The following is a 1,785-nucleotide window of genomic DNA, read 5'->3' as shown; positions in this document are numbered from 1 at the left end:
CCATCATTCACATCCATTACATAAGCTTTAACGCATGGCGCCTGATCACCCTGCTCACAACCCAGAACTGAGTACACCCCATTCGTCCCCAAAAATGATCCCATTATATCAGGCGCACTTCCTGATGATCCGGTAAAATTAATACTAGAAAACTCTTCCCACATATCTATCCCAATACTCGGAGAAGAACAGGAGTCAAAATCAGCGCAATACCCCGCAGTATTAATCACACTTCCTTGAACAGATATGGCCAAAGGCGTGGACACATAACCCGAGCTATCTATAGTCCCTACATACGTTTCTGCATCCAGCTCAAATCCCGATGAAGAAACCGTATAAGTTCGATAAAAAGCAGGATTAGCCTGACTAGAAACATCATGTTTCGCCGATAAAAGCTTTACTTCACTGCCACTCTGCACCAGCCGGTAAGCCCCATCTGTCAAGCTACTAACAGGGGCATCATTGATGACGAATTTGTAAGATGTTCCATCTGAAAAGTAAAACGACGCTTCATCCCCATTTGGATGCGTATCTTGTTGATCCGGAATATCAGCAACAAAAACACTACCTTGATCAGTCGCCACATTCCCAATAAATGTTGGCAGCGTTGTAGTATTTGCGAACTGGTAAAGCTCTGATCTGAACCCAAAATTCTCCAAAACGGTAAAGTCATCAATCAAATCGTTGTCTATCAATTGACAACCAGGATTATCCCACGTTTCGTTTTGATTTTGGACTAGCCCGGAAATTGGACACCGTAACGTCTGCCAACGATTACTCCCGTCTCGCGTAAGCCTCTTTCCGATATAACTATCCCCCCCCATGTAAACAATACTTATATCGTTGATCACCTTCGCAACATACGACCTTGAATTTAGGTCATAAATGTAACTCAGCTCCCCAACAACACCAGCGCTCCCCCCATCGCTCTCAGGAACGTGAGTCAAACGGAATCCTGCAAGCAATCCCGAATCATTCACACTCGTCGGAACAAATTGCCGAACATTTCCTGCCGGGTTTACAAATTCATTGCCAACACTCGCAGGTAGACGTCTCAGAACATAATCATCCAAAGCAGCAAATGAGCAAGTAGGCAACGTGACAGCAAACATAGCTACTGCATATTTTATCTTGTTATCCATAACAATTCCTTTTGTGCTATTTTTTTCTTAGCTGCTGAGTCTAGCCTTTCGGTTTCCCCGCCTAAATAATGTCATTTTGATATCATTCAGTTCTATTAGCTTCCCTCACATACATGCTTGCGGAAATGACATCATTACTCGATAAAAATTGCCCGAAATTCCGCTCACGACCCAGCTCATCATCAAAGCCCTGAACGCGGTCATAGGCCACCCGGCCGTTAATGATCGTGGCCGTCACGGCGTCATCGTTGCGCTTCACCAGGCGGTTCAGCGAGGTGCCTTCCAGCGGCGCCCAGGCAACGTCATCCAGCTCGTCGGTGAGGCCTTCCGGATTCACGATGACCACATCCGCCCGGCTGCCCTGGCGCAAGCTGCCGGCCTGCAAACCAAACCAGTCCGCCAGATCGGCGGTTACCGCATTCACCCCTTCTGCCACACTCATAAAGGGCAACCCGGCTTCGTCCGCATCACGAACATATTTCAGTAACCGTAGCGGGAAGTTGTACTGGGCAATGGATTCCAGATGTGCGCCGGAATCGGCAAAACCCACATGGGTATACGGACTCGCCAGCAGCTTGTGCATGATCTCCGGCCGGTGATTACCGTAATTGGTTTTCCAGCGCAGATCATTGCGGTACTGCAC

Annotated in this window: 1 protein-coding gene and 1 pseudogene; both read right to left on the bottom strand. The window is 47.7% G+C overall.

Going from position 1 to position 1,785, the window contains the following annotated elements:
* A partial coding sequence (locus ACN0IC_RS15230) for a hypothetical protein (protein ID WP_416879604.1) occupies positions 1-1,142 on the bottom strand: 1,142 nt, incomplete at its 3' end.
* 82 nt (positions 1,143-1,224) lie between these two features.
* Positions 1,225-1,785, bottom strand: a pseudogene (locus tag ACN0IC_RS15225) (N-acyl-D-glutamate amidohydrolase); the annotation flags it as partial.

This window comes from Litorimonas sp. (assembly GCA_029936425.1).
Taxonomy (GTDB): Bacteria; Pseudomonadota; Alphaproteobacteria; order Caulobacterales; family Maricaulaceae; genus Litorimonas.
Note: the sequence above shows the minus strand (reverse complement) of the source record. Positions and strands in the feature narration are given on the sequence as shown.